Below are 19,520 nucleotides of genomic sequence, written 5' to 3'. Positions count from 1 at the left end.
CTTAGGCGTTTGCTTGGCTTAGAATGCGCACGGCTGCAAGACGATAAAGCACGCATGGCGTGCGCCTTGTGATGCTTTAATTGGCTAGATATCACCACTCACGCGATGGCTTTAAACAATGAAATTACACTTACATACCAGCGACCAACAGTATCAAATCAACGGCTTTGATAGCGATGCTGTCATCATTAATCGTCAACGCTATGCACAACCAGTGATTGTCAGCGAGCAAGCGCTGAGCACCGACTGGTTTTTTGGCCCGTGGGACACCTTGGATGCCAACAAAATGGCAGCCATTTTAGAATTCAATCCTGAAGTGGTGTTGCTGGGCAGCGGTGACAAACAGCGTTTTATTCACCCCAAACATGTTCAAGCCTTTGCCACTGCGCAGATCGCCGTAGAGTGCATGACCACTGCTGCAGCCTGCCGCACCTTCAACATCCTGACGGCCGAAGGTCGCCGCGTGGTCGCCGCGTTACTGCTAGAAAAACACCTTATTGCGGCTTAAGCGTCACTTGTAAGCCCTCTGCAGTCACCTGCAAGGCAGTGGGCTGAAACTGTCTGCCTGCATAGCTTAAGTCTTCGGGTTTCACTTCATAGAGCACTAACTGGTCTAGCCATTTCGACCCTAACCGCTGCGCCAACTGTTGCACCAATCCCTGCCACTCCGCTTGCGCACCATCAAGTTGAAGTTGATCTACTGTAGGCTGATCCAAAACCACCGCATGACGGGTCTGGTCAAATTTAACCAACCCAGACAAGCTGATTTTGCCGGTCGCCGCATCCGCGAGCAAATCGCTTTGCACATGCGCATCCATCAAGGTATGTATCCTGCCCGAGACGGGGTCCATAGACACCAATGCATTCGATAATTGAATATGAAATACTTTGAGTACGGTGAACGGTTTGGCCAGTTTATGGTTGAGTTTTTGCTGTATCTGCGCGGTATTCATGCGCACTGTCCGCTCGCCCATACTGACGCAGTGCGTCAATAACAAAGATAGCAAAACCACCCTGAAAGCGCTTTTTAACAGACACATTTGTAAGCCTTATTTAACAGATGCAACATTTGACAAAAATTGACTTCCACCAGCAAAGTGTACGATAAGATCGTGTGCAATGAAAAAAATATCACGCATCCCAACTGGTTTTACACTCATTGAACTGATCGTCGTCCTGTTGATTTTATCAGCGCTGGCGGTCACCGCCTACGCACGCATGGCACATATCGATGCATTGGCCCGACAGGCAACCTTACAGTCATTCAAGGCCTCCGTGTTAGCGACCGCCACCATGGCCAGAGGCGTTTGCATGGCGGACGCGCAGTGCAGCGATCAACTGCCCGCGCCATCTACCTCCATTGAAGGACATACCATTTATTTTAATCATGGTTATCCGGTCGGTTGGCTTGGCAATGCAGACGGCGCGGGCACCCTGCAGCAACTGTTGGACCCTGGAAAGCTCACTATTCAAGCCGCATTATCGGATAGCAACCGCGCGGTTTATTATTTTGATGTCGCCAAGGATAGCAGTCATTGCAAGCTTGAATACGTGATTGCAGCAACTGGCCCAAACGCCGGACTCACCGTGACCACTGACCACACTGGCTGTTAACGCGCTGGGGCTTTAAACACAAACGCGTTAAAACAAACGGCGCGCGTTTTCCAACGCACGCCGCAAGCAACAAACTACTCAATTTGATTACAGATTTTTGGTCGATAAGGTCAACGTAGCATTGGTGCCGCCAAAGCCGAAGCTGTTTGATAAGGCAGTTTGAATCTTGGCGGAAGCGATTGGGCTGCGCACAATATTCAAGCCCTCTGCCGCAGGATCCAGCGTTTCGATATTCGCAGAAGCCGCAATAAACCCATGTTGCATCATCAGCAAAGTATAAATGGCCTCATTAACCCCTGCCGCACCCAAAGCGTGACCAGACAAAGACTTTGTAGAGGCAATCGCCGTTCGGCTTTGACTGCCAAACACTGCACGAATCGCCTCTAACTCTTTGGTATCGCCGACCGGCGTGCTGGTGCCGTGGGTATTGATGTAATCCACCTCATCTACATCAATGCCTTGCAGGGCCTGCTGCATACAGCGCACCGCACCCTCACCGCTTGGCGCAACCATATCATAGCCATCAGAGGTCGCCCCATAACCGATGACCTCGGCATAGATTTTTGCGCCCCGAGCTTTGGCGTGCTCATATTCCTCCAGCACCACAATACCGCCACCGCCAGAAATAACAAAACCATCACGATCAGCATCGTAAGTGCGTGAGGCTTTTTCAGGCGTTTCGTTATATTTGCTAGAGAGCGCGCCCATGGCATCAAACAGATAACTCATGGTCCAGTGTTCTTCTTCACCACCGCCGGCAAACACTATATCTTGCTTGCCAAGTTGGATTTGCTCAACACCCGCCCCAATGCAATGTGCACTGGTTGAGCAAGCAGAGCTGATGCCGTAATTGACACCCTTGATTTTAGCCCCCGTGGCCAGACAGGCCGCGATACCGCTGCTCATGGTTTTGGTGACCATGTATGGGCCCACGCGCCGAATGCCTTTTTCGGCTAAGGTGTTGGTGCCTTCAAGCATACTTTCTGTGGAGGTGCCGCCGGCGCCCACAATCAGACCGGTGCGCACATTTGAGACCATCGCTTCAGGCAAGTTTGCATCCGCAATGGCTTCTTGCATGGCCAGCCATGCATAAGCATGCCCTTTGGCCATAAACCGCAACAACTTGCGATCGATCAGGGCATCAACATCCAGATTTTTGATCGAGCCTGCAACATGCGAACGCAAACCACGCTCGGCATATTCGGGTTGATATGTAATACCAGAGCGCCCTGCTTGCAGGCTTTCCAATACTTCCTGTTTGTTATTACCAAGACTCGATACGATACCAAATCCTGTAATCACTACGCGACGCATTGCGCCTCCCATTAACTTCGACACTGTCAGAATTTTTAGAAATTGTCCGTGCTGGTAAACAGCCCGACACGTAAATCACTGGCAGAATAAATCTCGCGACCATCCACTTCCATACGAGCATCTGCAATACCCATCACCAGTTTACGCATGATCACCCGTTTCAAATCGATGTGATAACGCACCAGTTTTGCAGTCGGCAATACTTGGCCGGTAAATTTCACCTCGCCTGATCCAAGCGCACGCCCACGACCTGGTCCACCTTTCCAGCCTAAAAAGAAACCAACCAGTTGCCACATGGCATCTAATCCCAAGCAACCTGGCATGACTGGATCCCCAGTAAAGTGGCATTCAAAAAACCATAAATCCGGCCGGATATCGAGTTCGGCAATAATTTCGCCCTGACCGTATTTGCCGCCGTCATCAGAAATTTTGACGATCCGGTCAAACATCAGCATCGGTGGCAGTGGCAATTGCGCGTTGCCTTCGCCGAACATCTCTCCCCGGCCACAGGCCAACAAATCCTCTTTGCTGAAACTACTTTTTCTAGTCATGTACTTTTAGATTTTTAGTATAAAACAATATTTTCGCCGGAAATTGCGTTTAGTGAAAGCTTTTTGTCATCCAATAACTATACCGACCTGTATACTTTTAAGAAAAATGTAGGTAGTATTCGTTAAATTGTTACTGAATTTTACAACTTGGCAATGACCATCCCAACAAGCTTTGAAGGATAATTCGGCTTGTTCTAGATGTGATCAATTACAAATTAGTTACAATTCAGTTTATCTCACAATCAACCTCATCAGGAAATCAGGCATGCAAGATTTACAGCTTAACGATTGGCGTACACATGCGCTCTCACTGGAATCGGAAGTTAACAAAGTCGTCGTCGGTCAGGAGAATCCAGTACGTCTGATCACCACTGCCGTGTTCGCTCGCGGCCACGTGCTGCTTGAAGGGGATGTGGGGGTAGGTAAAACCACTTTGTTACGCGCGTTCACCCGTGGCATTGGTGGCGGCTACCAGCGGATTGAAGGCACGATTGATTTGATGCCGAACGACCTGGTGTACCACACTTACCTCGGCGAAGATGGCAAACCCCATGTCAGCCCGGGTCCCTTGCTGATGTCAGGCCAAGATTTATCTATTTTCTTTTTCAACGAAATTAACCGCGCCCGGCCACAAGTGCACTCACTGATGCTGCGCGTGATGGCAGAGCGTACGCTGACGGCATTCAACAAAGAGCACCACTTCCCACACATGCTGGTGTTTGCTGACCGTAACCAAGTGGAGCGTGAAGAGACATTTGATATTCCTTCGGCCGCGCGAGACCGCTTCATGATGGAGATTCCTATCTTGGTGCCACCTGCACACGACATCATGGAATCGCTGATTTTTGATACGCGGTTTCATGATGTGGACCAATTGATTTCGAATGTGCCGGCAGACATTTTGCAGTTTGATCAATTGAACAGCTTTGCCAAAGTGATTCAAGAAAATATTCAGGCCAGCCCTGCACTGCGTAAATACGCGCTAGATTTGTGGTTGGCGACAAAAGATCCAGTCGCTTATGGGGTGAAAGTGTCGAATGTTGACATGAAGCGCTTGGTGCTTAGCGGCGCCAGCCCACGCGGCATGGGTATGTTGTTGCGTGCAGCGCGTGTGAACGCTTGGCTCAATGATCGCCAAGCTGTGATTCCGGAAGATATTCATGCGGTGTTCCATGAAACCATCGCGCACCGCTTAGTATTTAGCCCAGTGTATGAGATGCGCCGTACAGAAATTGCGCGCGAATTACTCACGGGCATTATTAATGCCGTTGCAGCACCTTAAGCATTCATACCGCTATGGAAATCATTAAGGAATTCAGCTACCACATCGGCTGGCGTTCCCGTTCGCGTCGCCCTGGTCGGCATAAAAGTAATCAGCGCGGAATGGGTATGGAGTTTCGTGGTCACACGACCTTACTCTCATATCCTGACCCGCGCCGTATTGATATTCGCCAAACCATCCGCGATCCGATGGAACAGGTCTATGTCAGGATATTCAACCAAAAAAGTGCGACCCCAGTGTTTGTGATGTGTGACATGTCTGGCTCGATGCAATATGGCACACCGCACACCAAGCTGGTCACTGCGGCCCACATCACGCGCGCAGTCGCCCAATCTGCCAGTCGAAACACCGATCCGGTTGGATTTATTGGCTTTGATGATGATCTGCATGATCAATGGCTAAGTACGCTGTCTTTGCGTCCGCATACCATGTTTGAACTGGCTGATCGATTAGAGAACCATTTGCCCAATGAAGTCGGTACCGCGGCACTGCTTGAAAGCGTGCGCCTGTTGCCCCGTGAGCGTTCTTTGATTTTTCTGGTTTCAGATTTCCATATGCCATTGCCGCAACTCGAAGAGGCATTATTACTCATGCTGCGCCACCATATCGTGCCAGTGATTTTGTGGAACAGCACCGAGTACAAACAGCTACCAGAATTCGGCATCACCAGTATTAATGACCCGGAAACCGGCGAGCGCCGTACCCTGTTCTTACGCGCCTCTTATCGCCAACGTATTCTGGATGCCTTTACGGCCAGACGTCAGGCAATTGAAGATATTTTTATGAGATTTGATATGCAGCCATTTTTTGTGGAAGACAGTTTCGATGCAGATTTGCTGACCGACTACTTTCACCAATATGTGCCTGCTTAAGGAAAGCGATCGATGAAAGCGCGCAACCATTTACTGTCAGTCCTCCTTGCCTCGACGCTTATGTCGACCGCACTGTGTAGTTCAGCCGATGTTGTTTTACCTTCAGTAGACAGCAAATTTGTCAGTGTCAAAGAGATAAATCCTAGCCGCGATGCCGGCTTTGTGGTGGGTGACAAATTGAAACGCACCATGATCCTCACGGTGAAACAACCGTATGAGCTGATCAAAGAATCCCTGCCAATTGTTGGTTATGAACACCGTTACCGCGGTCAGGTATCCGGCATTGAACTCACAGCGATTGATGTGCAGGAAGATCGTAGCAGCGCGCAATCCGTGTATACGATTCATCTTGAGTATCAAGTATTTAAAAGCGGTCGTGTCGCAAAGCCCGCGATCCTGAGAGGCGAAATCGTCAAGCTGCGGCAACCGGGGCGTCCTGAAATCAAACAATACCGCATGCCGTCTTTTAATTTCAGAACCTCGCCACTGTCAGTCTATGGTGAAGTGAACCTGAAAAACGAAATGAGCCCATTTGTCGCACCGCTCAAATTACACGCAGACAATGAACGCTTAGCGTTAAAAATAGCGGCTGGGGTGTTAGCTGCAAGTCTGCTAGCGCTGCTATATGTATTGGGTGCGCGTAGTTGGCTGCCACATATGGGCGGCGCATTTGCAAAAGCCTACCGCAAAATCAATAAACTGCCAGACGATACCCAAGGATTGCAACAATCCATCTCTATCGTTCACCAAGCCTTGCATCAAGTCGCCGGCCATAGTGTGTTTGGCAATGGGGTCGAACGGTTTTTGCTAGAAAAACCGGCTTTCAATGTCGCCAAACCAGAGATCGAACGCTTTTTTGCTTTGTCGCGTCAGGTGTTTTTTGACGCCCAAGTGCCACTTGATCTTGGCATGCCAAACAAACAGTGGCTGAAACAATTCTGCCGCCACATGCGTGATTGTGAGCGTGGTTTACGGCCTGAGGTAAAAGCATAATGGCATTTACACACCCTTGGCTGTTGTGGGCGCTCCCGCTTGCACTGCTACCGTTATTATTAGAGCGTGCCCACAGCAAGCACTATTCTTGGATCGGCTTGCTCCCGCCAGACCCGTTGTCGAGCATCACAGGTTTTCTGCTTAAGGTATTAGCGGTCACCAGCATTGTGTTTGTGATTTTAGGCTTGGCAGGTCCGCACAGCCTTGAACAGCAGATTCAACGCACCGGCATCGGCGCGCAGATTGGCTTGGTATTGGATCGCAGTGCCAGTATGGATGACCCATTTGCTGGCGATAAAGACGGCAATGTGGGTGAAACCAAATCTGTCGCAGCGGCCCGCATCATGACCAAGTTTGTGCAAAGCCGTAATAACGACATGATGGGCCTGATTACCTTTAGTAACTCAGCCATGTATGTTTTGCCGTTAACCGAAAACAAAGAAGCGATGCTGTCAGCGATTCAAGCCACTGCAGGCAACTCATTGTTTCAAACCAATATTGGCGGCGGCTTAACCAGTGCGGTCGAGTTATTTAAAGACATGCCTGATTCTGGCTCGCGTGTGATCATTTTGATTTCAGATGGCGCCGGCCGGGTCAGTGATATGGTGCAACAAAAACTGCGCGACTGGTTGCAACGCTACAACATCGGGCTATATTGGATTGTGTTACGCCAGCCAGGTGGCGTGACTATTTTTGATCCTAAATACGCAGAAAGTAGCTACGCCGGGCCCATGCCCAGCGAAGTGCTGCTCTATCAGTTTTTTCAAACCATGCGCAGCCCGTTTAGCGCATACGAAGCGGCAGACCCGAAATCCCTAGAAGCCGCGATTGCTGATATCAACAGCAAAGAAAAAAAACCAATTCAATACCTGGAAAAAATCCCTGGCCATGATTACACCAATGTGTGTTACTGGATTGCATTCGTCATGATTGGCATCCTGCTGGCTGTTAAATATCTGGAGATTCACACATGGCGCTCAGCGTAAATAAACTGGTCATCGGACTGTTGCTTGTAGCCACCGCCTCAGTTGGCACCATGGCTTACAGCTGGCAACGCATCAAACAGGTAGAAGACTTTAATGCAGCGATTGCTGCGGCTAAAAGCCCGCAAACGGATCAACAAAGTTTTGAAGCCAAATATGCGGTGGCCTATTGGTTGGGTAAAAACGAGCGTTATAAGGAATCGACGCTGTTATTCACCAAATTGATTGAGCAAGCGAATGCCAGCCAACGTGCAGCCATTTTGCACAATGTCGGCAATATGTTCTTTTTGCGCGCAATTCAGCTGACCGGTGGCAACGACAATAGCACCCGTGATGAACTTGAGTACTTGTTATCACAAGCGGCGACCTCTTACAAAACGGCCCTCAAAGCAGACAATAGCCACTGGGGCACGCGGCGCAATTTCGATCGTGTTTTAGGCCTATTGCCTGAAAAACCAACCCCCGGCGTCGGTGAGTCTGACAATCCGGGCTTGATCATGGGCAATATCCCTAACGGATTGCCATAACAAGCGGTGCGTAATTCATAATTTATTTGACTGAACATTAACTGACTGGCCCCCCCATGAAGATCTGGTTAAGACACTTTATCAAGCACCGTGACTCGGCCCTGCTCGCACTGGCCCTTTTGTTGCTGCTCGGCGCGATTCTACGTCCCAGTATTCCGTTTAAGCACAATATTTATGCTTATTTTTTGGTGGCGGATATTTCGCAGAGCATGAACGCGGAAGACATGGTGTTGAATGGCAAAACAGTCTCACGCATGACCTATATGCAAAATATGATGCATGAAGTGGTGGCCTCCCTGCCCTGCGGGACCAAAGTCAGCATCGGTATGTTTGCCGGCAACTCTGTCGCTGCCATGTATGCGCCGATTGAGGTTTGTAGTAACTTTGCCGCCATTCAAGATACCATCGCCCACCTCGATTGGCGTATGGCCTGGTCTGGCAACAGTCGGGTACGCGAAAGCCTGTTTGTCACTGCCAAAGTGGTGCGGGCCATGCCGGAGCCGGCGCAAGTGTTGTATTTTACCGACGGTGAAGAAGCACCAAAACTCCATGCGTTCAACACCAAAAACCTAGAGGAGTTTCAAGGTGGCGATGGCTGGCTGTTTGTCGGTATCGGCACGGAGGAAGGCGTTGGCATTCCAAAACTCAGCCCAGACAATCAGGTGATTGGTTATTGGTCAAACGAGAGCTTTGCGATGCAACCTGGCATTGCCCAAATTTCTGAAAGCACATTAGGGGTACGCGACGACAATATCGCTTATGGTGATCAGGACCGCTACATCTCCAAATTATCCACCGAATACTTGCAAGACCTGACCAAAGAAATTGGCGCGACTTATATTAAAGGCGACAGTACTTACAATGTGCTCAAAGCCATGAAAGCGCAAAAACCAGCACGCCGCGACATCGCGCCATTACCGCTAGATTGGCTGCTGGCTACGCTGGCAGGTCTGTGTGTGCTTGGCACCTATGCTAGCCGTCACCCTTGGCGTCAAATTCGGCAAAACTTGAAGATTTACCGGAATGAAATCCGCGCCCGGTTCTCAGTACGCGCCGAATCTGTCGCACACGACAACCACTTTCAGTAGCCAGCGCAAACGATTACTGCAACCCCCACTTCAACCAGACGCGCAACGCCTTCAGCGTTTGTGCGTCAGCTTGGTCTGGCAGAATCAGTAGGCGCTTTGGCATGCAAAAGCGGCTCAAAAAAGGCAATGGCTCGATATCATGGGTTTGATTACCTTCTACCGTCAGCGCTAAATCGCCCAAATGTAATACGATGCACGCAGGATGGACAACACTATCGCCGCGCACAGAAAATGACCAGGTCTGACCGAATGTATTGGTAAGCGTCATTCGACCATACACATCCACGCGCAAGGACTGTGCGCTCCATGACCAACGCGTGGCGGGCAATTGCGTCCATTGCCAAAAACACGCCAGGCCATACATGAATAGCGCTGCGACAGCAAAAACCGTCGGCAAAAAACGGCTCACACACACCACGATCAAGATTGAAAATAGCCCGCACCATCCCCATAACAAATATGAAGTTTTAAAGTGCAAATCAATTTCACTTGGTAGAATAGCTTTTTTCATCTCGATCGTCGCGACTGTGCATTCCTCTATGCATAGACGCAAAAGGAACCGTATTTATGTCCAGCCCAGCAACCGCATGGCAATCATTTTTAATCACGCAAGGCGCGCAGTTGAATGCACAGGGTGAGGCCGCTTTCGAAGCCACCACGGCCAACGCAAAGCTATATGATCTCTCATGCAACGGGCTGATTGCTGTCAGCGGGTCCGACAGTGTCGCCTTTTTGCAAGGCCAACTGACTAACGATATTAAACTGCTTGCACAAGGTGCGCAATGGAATGGCTATTGCACGGCCAAAGGCCGTTTATTAGCGTTGTTTTATAGCTTTACGATCAACGATGTTATTTATTTGCAATGCCCGCACGAACTGATCCCTGATTTGATTAAACGTCTACGGATGTTCGTCTTGCGTAGCAAAGTGCTGATTGAAGATGCCAGTGAACGCTTGGTGGCCATGGGCTTGGCCAGCGACGAGCTTGCTAGTCACATCGCAGCATTGCCAGCCACTGCCCATCAATCAGCGCAAACGCATGATGGCACCCTAATTCGCTTGGCGGATGCAGGCCACCAGCAGCGCGCCTTATTCCTGATCGACAGCGCGTTAGCAAGCGCCAGCTGGCAAGCGTTTTCGACATCATTCAGCCCCGCGAGTACGGCCGACTGGGAAGCGTTAGAAATACAAGCTGGCGTACCGCAAGTCTATGCAGCCACCAAAGAGCAGTTTGTGCCACAAATGATCAACTTAGATGCCTTAAATGGGATTAACTTTAAAAAAGGCTGTTACACCGGACAAGAGATCGTCGCCCGCACGCATTACCTAGGTAAAGTAAAACGTCGCACCCTCTTAGCACAGTTGCCCACAGGTGCTGCCAGACCACAAGCAGGCGATGCAGTGCATGATGCGCAGCAACAAGAGGCCGGTCAATTGGTCCGCGTAGCGCCCTCGGCGAATCATGGTTGGTGGCTACTGGCGGAATGCCGTTTAGAGGCCAAAGAGGCGGGTGCAATTCAGTGGCAAGGCCAACCCTTACTGTTTGAGGACTTGCCCTACCCCTTACCTTAGTAGATCAAGGTAATAAAAAAGGCGCTTAATGCGCCTTTTTTATTGCTGTTTCGGTGGGCTTTCCACCTGCTTGGGCACCAGCAGCGCTGGGTCGGCCACTACTGACTTCTCTGCAACCGGTTTCGACTTACCAGTTACTGTCTGCTTGTTTTGAATCACTTGATAAAACACTTCATCTTCTTTGAGCAAGCCGAGTTCGCTTCGCGCGCGCTCTTCAATCGCAGATTGGCCTTGTTTCAAGTCACGCACTTCTTCGCGTAAGGTGTCGTTGCGCTGCCGGTAATATTCATTGCGTTTTTCATGCGCGCTAATCTGTTGTGAATATTGCCAAACACGCAACCAGCTACCCTTACCCAGCCACAATGGATATTGCAGCAGGGCAATCAAGACCACCAATACGACTGTGAGTTTACGCACGTGGACCTATCAGTGATCGTGAGCCCGAATCCGTTGAGCGTTGGTTATTTAAACAGTTGATAAAACGCAGACAAACCAGCGTAACTCGTCGCATCGCCCAACTCTTCTTCGATACGCAATAACTGGTTGTACTTGGCCACGCGCTCAGAACGGCACAAGGAGCCGGTTTTGATTTGCAAAGCGTTGGTGGCGACAGAAATATCTGCAATGGTGGTGTCTTCGGTTTCACCGGAGCGATGAGAAACCACAGCCGTATAGTTCGCGCGTTTCGCCATTTCAATGGTCTGGAACGTTTCAGTCAGGGTACCAATTTGGTTTACTTTAATCAGCACAGAGTTGGCAACGCCTCTCTGAATCCCTTCACGCAGAATTTTTGGGTTGGTGACAAATAAATCGTCTCCGACCAGCTGAGTGGATTTACCCAGACGTTGCGTCAACAGGTCCCAACCGTCCCAGTCAAACTCATCCATGCCATCTTCAATGGTGATAATAGGATATTTACCTGCCAGCGTCGCCAGATAGTCACAGAACTGGGCAGAGGTCAGTGCCGCGCCTTCTGATGCCAGATGGTATTTACCGTCTTTGTAAAACTCAGTACTGGCGCAATCCAGACCCAAATAGATGTCTTTACCTGGCTCGTAACCAGCCGCCTCAATCGACTCCATGATTAATTGCAACGCAGACTCGTTGGATGGCAGATTAGGCGCAAAGCCGCCTTCATCGCCCACCGTAGTAGCTAAGCCTTTGGCATGCAAGATTTTCTTCAAAGCGTGAAACACTTCTGCACCGGCACGCAAAGCTTCACGGAAGGTTGGCAGACCCGCCGGCACAATCATGAACTCTTGAATATCGACAGAGTTATCGGCGTGTGCACCGCCATTGATGATGTTCATCATCGGCGTAGGCAGTTGCATAAAGGCGGAACCACCCAAATAGCGATAAAGTGGCAAACCGCTCTCTTCGGCTGCGGCGCGAGCACAAGCCATCGATACGCCCAAAATAGCATTGGCACCCAAACGGTCTTTGTTATCCGTACCATCGAGCTCGATCAGCGTTTTATCGATGAAACTTTGCTCTTCGGCGTCCAGGCCAATAATGGCTTCTGTAATTTCCGTATTGACGTTTTCAATCGCGTTCAACACGCCTTTACCCAGATAGCGGCTCTTGTCGCCATCACGCAATTCCATTGCTTCTTTGGCGCCGGTAGAGGCTCCTGAAGGCACGGCAGCACGACCAATGACACCACTTTCTAGCAATACATCGACTTCAACCGTCGGGTTACCGCGTGAATCCATAATTTCGCGGGCGATAATGTCTACAATTGCGCTCATGATTTATCCTTATCTTCAATAAAATTAAATTATAGGTTGAGTTCTGCAAAGCCGGCTTTTTTCACCAACTTATCTAAGTCGACCAGCAGATGCATCAAATCTTCCATTTTGCTCAAAGGCCAGGCATTGGGGCCATCAGACAGCGCTTGGCTGGGGTCTGGATGGGTTTCCATGAACACACCGGCAATACCGCTGGCTACTGCCGCACGCGCCAACACCGGCACAAACTCGCGCTGACCACCACTCTTGTCCCCTTGACCGCCAGGCTGTTGTACCGAGTGCGTTGCATCAAACACTACTGGGCAATGGGTTTCGCGCATGATGGCGAGGCCACGCATATCAGACACCAAAGTATTATAGCCAAACGAAGCACCGCGTTCGCACACCATGATGTTATCTACACCACCATTGGCTTCTTTGGCTTTGTTAACCACTTGTTTCATATCGCCAGGGGCGAGAAACTGGCCTTTTTTAATGTTCACTGGCTTGCCGGACTGCGCACAAGCGACAATAAAATCGGTTTGACGACACAAGAATGCAGGTGTTTGTAAGACATCCACCACTGCGGCCACATGCGGTACCTGCGCCTCAGTATGTACATCCGTCAAAATCGGCACACCAATTTGCGCACGCACTTCATCCAAAATTTTCAGGCCTTCTTCCATGCCAAAGCCACGGAATGTTTTGGTCGAGCTGCGGTTGGCTTTGTCGTAAGAGGATTTATAAATAAATGGCACCCCAATGCGAGCCGCCATTTCCTTTAACTGGCCCGCGGTATCAATCGCCATTTGTTTAGATTCAATGACACAAGGGCCCGCGATTAAAAATAACGGATGTTCGATACCAACGTCAAAACCGCATAACTTCATGAAAATTCCTTACTTTTTAGAAGCTTTTTGCGCCAGCGCAGCTTGCACATAAGCTTTAAACAATGGGTGTCCGCTACGAGGGTTTGAGGTGAATTCAGGGTGGAACTGACAAGCCACAAACCAGGGGTGCTCAGACTGCGGCAATTCAATCATTTCGCAGAGTTCTTCACGCGGGGTACGCGCAGAGATCACCAAACCGGCCGCTTTTAATTGTTCAACATAATGATTGTTCACCTCATAACGGTGGCGGTGACGCTCATTGACTTCAGCGCCGTAAATACTGGCTGCCAGTGTATTGGGCACAATCGGACAAACTTGTGCCCCCAAGCGCATGGTGCCACCCAAGTCAGAATGCTCGTCACGCTTCTCAATTTTGCCGGAGGCATCTTGCCACTCGTCAATGAGGCCAATCAGCTTATGCGCCGTATTTGGGTTGAACTCAGTGCTGTTAGCACCCTCGAGACCGGCCACATTGCGGGCATATTCAATCACGGCCAGTTGCATGCCCAGACAGATGCCCAAATAAGGCACTTTGTGTTCACGCGCGAAGCGAATGGCCGCAATTTTGCCCTCGGTGCCACGCACGCCAAAGCCACCGGGAATCAAAATGGCATCCATGCCAGCCAATCCATCGGTGCCTTTTTTTTCAATGTCTTCACTGTCGATGTAATGAATCTTGACTTTAGACTCGGTGTGAATCCCGGCGTGAATCAGGGCTTCAGTCAGTGACTTGTAAGACTCGGTAAGATCGACGTATTTACCGACGAAGGCAATATCGACAATCTCTTTCGGGTTTGCTTGCGCATGGGTAATTTTTTGCCAAGCGGACAAATCGGCAGCTTTGGCTAAAATATTAAGTTTATGGCAAACGATTTCATCCAGCATCTGCGCATGCAAGAGTCCTGGAATCTTGTAAATCGAATCACTGTCGATGGCACTAATCACGGCCTCAAACGGCACATTCGTAAACAAGGCAATTTTGCGCTTTTCATCTTCAGGAATTTCGCGCTCGGCACGGCACATTAAAATGTCTGGTTGGATGCCGATCTCACGTAACTCTTTGACCGAGTGCTGTGTAGGCTTGGTTTTTAACTCACCTGCAGTAGGAATCCAAGGCAATAGCGTTAAATGCACATAACAGGCATTGTTTCTGCCTTCTTCAAACCCCATCTGGCGGATGGCTTCCAAAAACGGCAAAGATTCGATATCCCCAACGGTCCCGCCGACCTCGACGATCGCGACTTCTGCCCCTTCAGCACCGCGTTTGACGTGTGCTTTGATTTCATCGGTAATGTGCGGAATGACTTGCACGGTTTTACCCAGATATTCGCCGCGACGCTCTTTTTTGATCACGGTTTCATAAATCTGACCCGTGGTGAAGTTATTGCGCTTGGACATTTTGCTGCTGATAAAGCGCTCGTAGTGACCCAGATCGAGGTCCGTTTCGGCACCGTCATCGGTCACGAATACCTCGCCATGCTGAAATGGCGACATGGTGCCAGGGTCGACGTTAATATAAGGATCAAGCTTGAGCATGGTCACTTTAATGCCACGCGATTCAAGGATAGCGCCAAGACTGGCGGCTGCGATACCTTTTCCAAGAGAAGAAACTACACCGCCGGTTACGAATACATATTTGGTCATGGATAAGGTACTTTGAGATTGTTACAGACGGGAGAACATTTTACCGTAAAGCCCCTTCCCCCACAATGAAGGCGAACGATAAAATCGACGCCAGATTCGCTATCGCCGTCGTTCAGTCATACAATAACTGCATGAACGATCAAATGATGAATCAGCCAAAACACTGGCTGCACCTACTGCCGACCTTGCAAACAGACAGCCACAAGTATAGTCGTGGTTATGTCTTCATTGAAGGCGGCTACCCGATGACAGGCGCCGCCAGGCTGGCAGCCGTGGCAGCCGCACGTGTGGGTGCTGGCATTACCGTGCTGGCGGTGCCTGAGATTGCTTTTCAGATTTATGCGAGTCAGTTGTTGAGTATCATCGTCAAACCCTACGCCAATGCGGCAACGCTGGCGCAATTGGTTGACGATGAACGGATTAATGCCTATTTAATCGGACCGGGCGCAGGTATCAGCGAGCATACCCGATCAAGCACCTTGGACCTACTACGCACCGGCAAGCCGGTGGTCATTGATGCCGACGCCCTCACCGCCTTCGCTGAACAGCCGCAGACGTTGGCAGATGCGGTGAAAGGACCCTGCGTGCTGACGCCTCATGCAGGGGAGTTCGCAAAACTCACGGGCCACACCATCGCGGCCACACAGACACTCAAGATTGCGCAAGCACAAGCGGCAGCGCGTACTTTTAATGCCACGCTTTTATTGAAAGGTGCTGTCTCGATTATTGCCAGCGCAGATGGCCGTATTTTGCTCAACAATAATGCGCCCCCCACGTTGGCAACCGCAGGCGCAGGTGATGTGTTAGCGGGGCTCATTACAGGATTGTTAGCGCAAGGCATGCCTGCTTTTGAAGCCACGGCAGCCGCATGCTGGATGCACGGCAGCGCCGCGACATTATTTGGCCCCGGCTTGATTGCGGAAGATCTGAGCCCGATGCTCCCTGCCGTCTTGCGTACCTTAGCCTCGCAAGCCAATCATTGAACGCAACATGGCCAAGACGAGCCCATTAAATACAAAAGCGCAACAGGCAGGCCTGTTGCGCCAATGCGATGCACGATTGCAAATCATGTGGTCAGACCAAATCAGCGCTCGCGCTGCTTGTTCTTGAGCAGCTGGTTTTGCTCCCGCTTCCAGTCGCGCTCTTTTTCAGTATCGCGCTTGTCATGTTGCTTTTTACCCTTGGCCAGTCCGATCTGCACCTTAACGCGCCCGCGCGTAAAATGCATGTCCAAGGGCACCAAGGTATAACCCGCGCGTTCGACTTTAACCATCAGTTTGTCGATCTCTTCACGATGCAACAACAACTTGCGGCTACGAATGGCATCCGGACGCACATGCGTAGATGCCGCACCCAAGGGAGTAATGTGGCAGCCGATCAAATACAGCTCATCGCGCATCACCACGACGTAGGCTTCTTTCAGATTCGTGCGGTTATCACGAATCGCTTTGACTTCCCACCCTTCGAGCACGAGGCCAGCCTCATGCTTTTCTTCGATAAAATAGTCAAAAAACGCTTTTTTGTTTTGCGCGATGCTCATAACGCTGGTGTGCAGACTTAAATCACTTAAAATAGCATTTTAACTCAAAACCGGATTCTGTTCTGACGCAATGGCTCAAGTAGAAAAAACCGTATTGGTCATGCACTCTTGTGCAGCCATGTTTCAACTCGTCGACGCGGTGGAGGACTACCCCACCTTTTTGCCATGGTGTGGCGGCAGCGAACTCATTGAACGCTCCGACCAAGCCACGCAAGCGACGATTCATATTCGCTATCATGGCATTCAACAGCACTTCACCACGCGCAATCACAAGCAATACCCGCATCACATGAATATCACATTGGTCGACGGTCCTTTCAAACAACTGACCGGACACTGGCATTTTATTGAACTGCGTGAAGACGCCTGCAAAATTGAATTCAAACTGGAGTATGTGTTTGCCAATAGCCTGATTGAACGCATCATCGCGCCTGTATTCAGCCATATTGCCAATACGTTTGTGGACAGCTTTGTCAAACAGGCCGATAAAAAATATCTGAAGTGATTCACATGACAGATGCACTGCAAAAGATGATTCAGGTTGAGGTCGCCTATGCCTTACCGCAAGCCCAAACCTTGATGACGCTCTCAGTCACATTGGGCACAACCGCTTTGCAGGCTGTTGAGTTAAGCGGCATAGTCCAGCAACATCCGGAGATCGCTACGCGCCCCTTGGTGCTAGGCATTTTCGGCAAGCAGGTGCCTGCCACAACAACACTCAAAGCAATGGATCGGGTTGAAATTTACCGCCCGCTGCTGGCGAATCCAAAAGAAGCTAGGCGGCAACGGGCAGCCAGCAAAAACAGCAAACCCTGAGCAAGCATGGGCACTTTGGTTACTCAGGTGGACAATTTTCGTCAATCTCTTGCTGCGCTCGAGCCAGAGCCTCTTTAATCTGATCGTCGCCCAAATACTCTCTCTGACCGTCTTCGTTCACATTTTGCATGCGGCCACCCACCGCATAATTACGGTAATTAGAGCGTGCTGATGCACAATTTTGCGCTTTTAAACGCGCTTGCATTGCTTTTAATGCCTCGGCCTCGGTGGTTCCACCGCCGGCATTCGCCTCACCGCCTTCTGCGGTTCGCTTCGGTACAGCCGCCGCTTCTTCAGGCTGATAACTGTCTGAGCGCGTCAGTGGACGGTCATTCGGCACCGTCGCTGCCTTAATTTTTTGCGTGTTGTTAATCCCCGTCTGCGGTGGAATGTCAGAGTAATTCATCACGCCTTTGTCATCGCGCCACTTATAGATTTCGGCATTTGCCTGCAGCGTGCACAGCAAACATCCCGCCAACAGCAGATTCCATATTTTCATTATCATTCACGCCCTACGCTTATTTAAAAACTACCATGCACAAACCATGCCAAACACCAGCCCTCTCGCGCTTAAAAATGCAAAACGCTTTGTCAAGGCAAAATGAAATCGGTATAATTATATTTTGGAGATAAGGAATTCACATGCGTTTGTTGCAACAAGCCCTGACCTTTGATGACGTTTTACTCGTTCCAGCCCATTCGAATGTCATGCCTCGCGAGGTCAATCTCAGTACCAAGTTGACCAAAAGCATCACTTTAAACATACCACTGTTATCTGCTGCGATGGACACGGTCACTGAAGCGCGTATGGCGATTGCGCTGGCGCAACTGGGCGGCATGGGCATCATTCATAAAAACATGACCGTTGAAATGCAAGCCTCTCGCGTGTCACGTGTAAAACGGTTTGAGTCAGGCGTCGTGATTGACCCGGTCACCATCCACCCCGCCATGAGTGTGCGTGAGGTGATGGACATTACCAAACAGCAAAAAATTTCCGGCCTGCCAGTATTACAAGACGGCAAAGTGGTTGGCATTGTTACCAACCGTGACTTGCGTTTTGAAACCAATTTAGATCAAGCCGTCAGCAACGTCATGACGCCGCAGGATCGCTTAGTCACGGTGCCAGAGGGCGCTAGCCGTGAAGAAATCATGGGCTTGCTGCACAAGCATCGCTTGGAGCGTCTGCTGGTTGTCGGTCAAAACTACGAGCTCAAAGGCTTGATTACGGTAAAAGACATTCAAAAATCGCACGATCACCCACTGGCCTGTAAAGATGAAAAAGGTCGCCTGCGGGTTGCAGCTGCTGTCGGCGTCGGTGAAGGCACGGATGAGCGTATCGATGCATTGGTAGAAGCTGGCGTGGACGCCATTGTGGTAGATACCGCACACGGCCACTCACAAGGCGTGCTCGACCGCGTGCAATGGGCAAAAACCAAATACCCTAAATTACAAGTGATTGGTGGCAATATTGCCACTGCTGAAGCAGCTTTAGCGTTGGTGGATCATGGTGCTGACTGTGTAAAAGTCGGCATCGGCCCTGGTTCGATTTGCACCACCCGCATTGTGGCTGGTGTGGGCGTACCGCAAATCACAGCGATCAGCAATGTAGCTAAAGCACTTGAAAAATCAGGCGTTCCGTTTATTGCAGACGGTGGCATTCGCTTCTCAGGTGACATCTCCAAAGCCATTGCTGCCGGAGCTTACAGCGTGATGTTGGGTGGTATGTTCGCAGGGACTGAAGAAGCCCCCGGCGAAGTGGAACTGTTTCAAGGGCGCTCTTACAAATCCTATCGCGGCATGGGTTCCATCGGCGCGATGCAAAAAGGCTCGTCAGACCGTTATTTCCAAGACAACACCGCCAACGCGGACAAACTCGTCCCAGAAGGCATCGAAGGTCGCGTGCCTTACAAAGGCAGCGTCTTTGCCGTGGTGCACCAGTTGATGGGCGGCTTGCGTGCCTCCATGGGCTATGTTGGATGTGCCACCATTGAACAGATGCGCAATAAGGCTGAATTTGTACAAATCACCAGCGCTGGCATGCGTGAATCGCACGTACACGACGTGCAGATCACCAAAGAAGCGCCTAATTACCGCGTAGACTAACTTC

At 50.3% G+C, this 19,520-nt stretch carries 23 protein-coding genes; 13 read left to right on the top strand and 10 right to left on the bottom strand.

What is annotated here, in order from left to right:
• The first annotated feature begins 118 nt into the window (after positions 1-118).
• Positions 119-508: an Mth938-like domain-containing protein gene (locus FIT99_RS05260; protein WP_140003329.1), complete on the top strand. Its 390-nt coding sequence runs from the start codon at positions 119-121 to the stop codon at positions 506-508.
• On the opposite strand, the gene FIT99_RS05255 is transcribed toward FIT99_RS05260, so the two are convergent.
• A complete protein-coding gene (locus FIT99_RS05255) occupies positions 495-1,040 on the bottom strand; it encodes a DUF1439 domain-containing protein (RefSeq protein WP_223261292.1) in 546 nt (181 codons plus the stop codon). The two genes, FIT99_RS05260 and FIT99_RS05255, sit on opposite strands and share 14 nt — an antisense overlap.
• A 79-nt stretch (positions 1,041-1,119) precedes the next feature.
• Between FIT99_RS05255 and FIT99_RS05250 the strand changes: the two genes are divergently transcribed.
• On the top strand, positions 1,120-1,614 hold the full coding sequence (locus FIT99_RS05250) for a pilus assembly FimT family protein (RefSeq protein ID WP_140003328.1): 495 nt from the start codon (positions 1,120-1,122) through the stop codon (positions 1,612-1,614).
• 87 nt (positions 1,615-1,701) lie between these two features.
• Here FIT99_RS05250 and fabB read toward each other — a convergent pair whose 3' ends face one another.
• Positions 1,702-2,928: a beta-ketoacyl-ACP synthase I gene (gene fabB, locus FIT99_RS05245; protein WP_140003327.1), complete on the bottom strand. Its 1,227-nt coding sequence runs from the start codon at positions 2,926-2,928 to the stop codon at positions 1,702-1,704.
• A 35-nt stretch (positions 2,929-2,963) separates the two neighbouring features.
• Positions 2,964-3,479 carry a 3-hydroxyacyl-[acyl-carrier-protein] dehydratase FabA gene (gene fabA, locus FIT99_RS05240; RefSeq protein ID WP_140003326.1) on the bottom strand — a complete coding sequence of 172 codons (516 nt, stop codon included), beginning with the start codon at positions 3,477-3,479 and terminating at the stop codon, positions 2,964-2,966.
• 265 nt (positions 3,480-3,744) lie between these two features.
• Between fabA and FIT99_RS05235 the strand changes: the two genes are divergently transcribed.
• The 6 genes from FIT99_RS05235 to FIT99_RS05210 are packed head-to-tail and all read left to right on the top strand — an operon-like array spanning position 3,745 to position 9,224.
• Positions 3,745-4,761, top strand: a complete 1,017-nt coding sequence (locus tag FIT99_RS05235) for an AAA family ATPase (RefSeq protein ID WP_140003325.1) — start codon at positions 3,745-3,747, stop codon at positions 4,759-4,761.
• Positions 4,762-4,775: 14 nt separating this feature from the next.
• Positions 4,776-5,633, top strand: coding sequence for a DUF58 domain-containing protein (locus FIT99_RS05230; protein ID WP_140003324.1), 858 nt, complete (start codon positions 4,776-4,778; stop codon positions 5,631-5,633).
• A gap of 12 nt (positions 5,634-5,645) precedes the next feature.
• On the top strand, positions 5,646-6,626 hold the full coding sequence (locus FIT99_RS05225; protein ID WP_140003323.1) for a hypothetical protein: 981 nt from the start codon (positions 5,646-5,648) through the stop codon (positions 6,624-6,626).
• Complete coding sequence (locus FIT99_RS05220; protein ID WP_140003322.1) at positions 6,626-7,612, top strand: vWA domain-containing protein; 987 nt, start codon at positions 6,626-6,628, stop codon at positions 7,610-7,612. The genes FIT99_RS05225 and FIT99_RS05220 overlap by 1 nt, the downstream gene beginning before the upstream one ends.
• A complete protein-coding gene (locus FIT99_RS05215; RefSeq protein ID WP_140003321.1) occupies positions 7,597-8,136 on the top strand; it encodes a hypothetical protein in 540 nt (179 codons plus the stop codon). Before FIT99_RS05220 ends, FIT99_RS05215 begins: the two co-directional genes overlap by 16 nt.
• Positions 8,137-8,192: 56 nt before the next feature.
• Positions 8,193-9,224, top strand: a complete 1,032-nt coding sequence (locus tag FIT99_RS05210; RefSeq protein WP_140003320.1) for a vWA domain-containing protein — start codon at positions 8,193-8,195, stop codon at positions 9,222-9,224.
• A gap of 13 nt (positions 9,225-9,237) precedes the next feature.
• Here the strand turns inward: FIT99_RS05210 and FIT99_RS05205 are convergent, their stop codons facing one another.
• Positions 9,238-9,735 (bottom strand): hypothetical protein, encoded by a 498-nt coding sequence (locus FIT99_RS05205; RefSeq protein WP_223261291.1) that lies wholly within the window; start codon positions 9,733-9,735, stop codon positions 9,238-9,240.
• A 56-nt stretch (positions 9,736-9,791) separates the two neighbouring features.
• Here FIT99_RS05205 and ygfZ point away from each other — a divergent pair, with 56 nt between their 5' ends.
• Positions 9,792-10,796: a CAF17-like 4Fe-4S cluster assembly/insertion protein YgfZ gene (ygfZ, locus tag FIT99_RS05200; protein WP_140003319.1), complete on the top strand. Its 1,005-nt coding sequence runs from the start codon at positions 9,792-9,794 to the stop codon at positions 10,794-10,796.
• 39 nt (positions 10,797-10,835) lie between these two features.
• On the opposite strand, the gene ftsB is transcribed toward ygfZ, so the two are convergent.
• From ftsB to FIT99_RS05180, 4 genes are read right to left on the bottom strand one after another with little or no spacing between them, the layout of a single operon-like run.
• Positions 10,836-11,213 (bottom strand): cell division protein FtsB, encoded by a 378-nt coding sequence (gene ftsB, locus FIT99_RS05195; RefSeq protein ID WP_140003318.1) that lies wholly within the window; start codon positions 11,211-11,213, stop codon positions 10,836-10,838.
• Positions 11,214-11,257: 44 nt separating this feature from the next.
• Positions 11,258-12,544, bottom strand: a complete 1,287-nt coding sequence (gene eno, locus FIT99_RS05190) for a phosphopyruvate hydratase (RefSeq protein WP_140003317.1) — start codon at positions 12,542-12,544, stop codon at positions 11,258-11,260.
• Positions 12,545-12,573: 29 nt separating this feature from the next.
• On the bottom strand, positions 12,574-13,413 hold the full coding sequence (gene kdsA, locus FIT99_RS05185; RefSeq protein WP_140003316.1) for a 3-deoxy-8-phosphooctulonate synthase: 840 nt from the start codon (positions 13,411-13,413) through the stop codon (positions 12,574-12,576).
• Positions 13,414-13,422: 9 nt separating this feature from the next.
• Positions 13,423-15,057: a CTP synthase gene (locus tag FIT99_RS05180; RefSeq protein WP_140003315.1), complete on the bottom strand. Its 1,635-nt coding sequence runs from the start codon at positions 15,055-15,057 to the stop codon at positions 13,423-13,425.
• Positions 15,058-15,188: 131 nt separating this feature from the next.
• Between FIT99_RS05180 and FIT99_RS05175 the strand changes: the two genes are divergently transcribed.
• Complete coding sequence (locus FIT99_RS05175) at positions 15,189-16,040, top strand: NAD(P)H-hydrate dehydratase (protein ID WP_140003314.1); 852 nt, start codon at positions 15,189-15,191, stop codon at positions 16,038-16,040.
• Positions 16,041-16,141: 101 nt separating this feature from the next.
• Here FIT99_RS05175 and smpB read toward each other — a convergent pair whose 3' ends face one another.
• A complete protein-coding gene (gene smpB, locus FIT99_RS05170) occupies positions 16,142-16,597 on the bottom strand; it encodes an SsrA-binding protein SmpB (protein WP_140003313.1) in 456 nt (151 codons plus the stop codon).
• A 70-nt stretch (positions 16,598-16,667) separates the two neighbouring features.
• Between smpB and FIT99_RS05165 the strand changes: the two genes are divergently transcribed.
• Entirely contained in the window at positions 16,668-17,102 is a 435-nt protein-coding gene (locus FIT99_RS05165) for a type II toxin-antitoxin system RatA family toxin (RefSeq protein WP_140003312.1), read from the top strand.
• A gap of 5 nt (positions 17,103-17,107) precedes the next feature.
• Positions 17,108-17,413, top strand: a complete 306-nt coding sequence (locus FIT99_RS05160; RefSeq protein ID WP_140003311.1) for an RnfH family protein — start codon at positions 17,108-17,110, stop codon at positions 17,411-17,413.
• Positions 17,414-17,432: 19 nt separating this feature from the next.
• Here FIT99_RS05160 and FIT99_RS05155 read toward each other — a convergent pair whose 3' ends face one another.
• A complete protein-coding gene (locus FIT99_RS05155; protein ID WP_140003310.1) occupies positions 17,433-17,912 on the bottom strand; it encodes a DUF4124 domain-containing protein in 480 nt (159 codons plus the stop codon).
• Between the two features lie 143 nt (positions 17,913-18,055).
• Here FIT99_RS05155 and guaB point away from each other — a divergent pair, with 143 nt between their 5' ends.
• On the top strand, positions 18,056-19,516 hold the full coding sequence (gene guaB, locus FIT99_RS05150) for an IMP dehydrogenase (protein WP_140003309.1): 1,461 nt from the start codon (positions 18,056-18,058) through the stop codon (positions 19,514-19,516).
• Positions 19,517-19,520 lie beyond the last annotated feature (4 nt).

This window comes from Methylophilus medardicus (assembly GCF_006363955.1).
GTDB classification, from domain to species: Bacteria; Pseudomonadota; Gammaproteobacteria; order Burkholderiales; family Methylophilaceae; genus Methylophilus; species Methylophilus medardensis.
The sequence above is the reverse complement of the archived record's forward strand: the minus strand, read 5'-3'. Positions and strand labels throughout refer to the sequence as shown.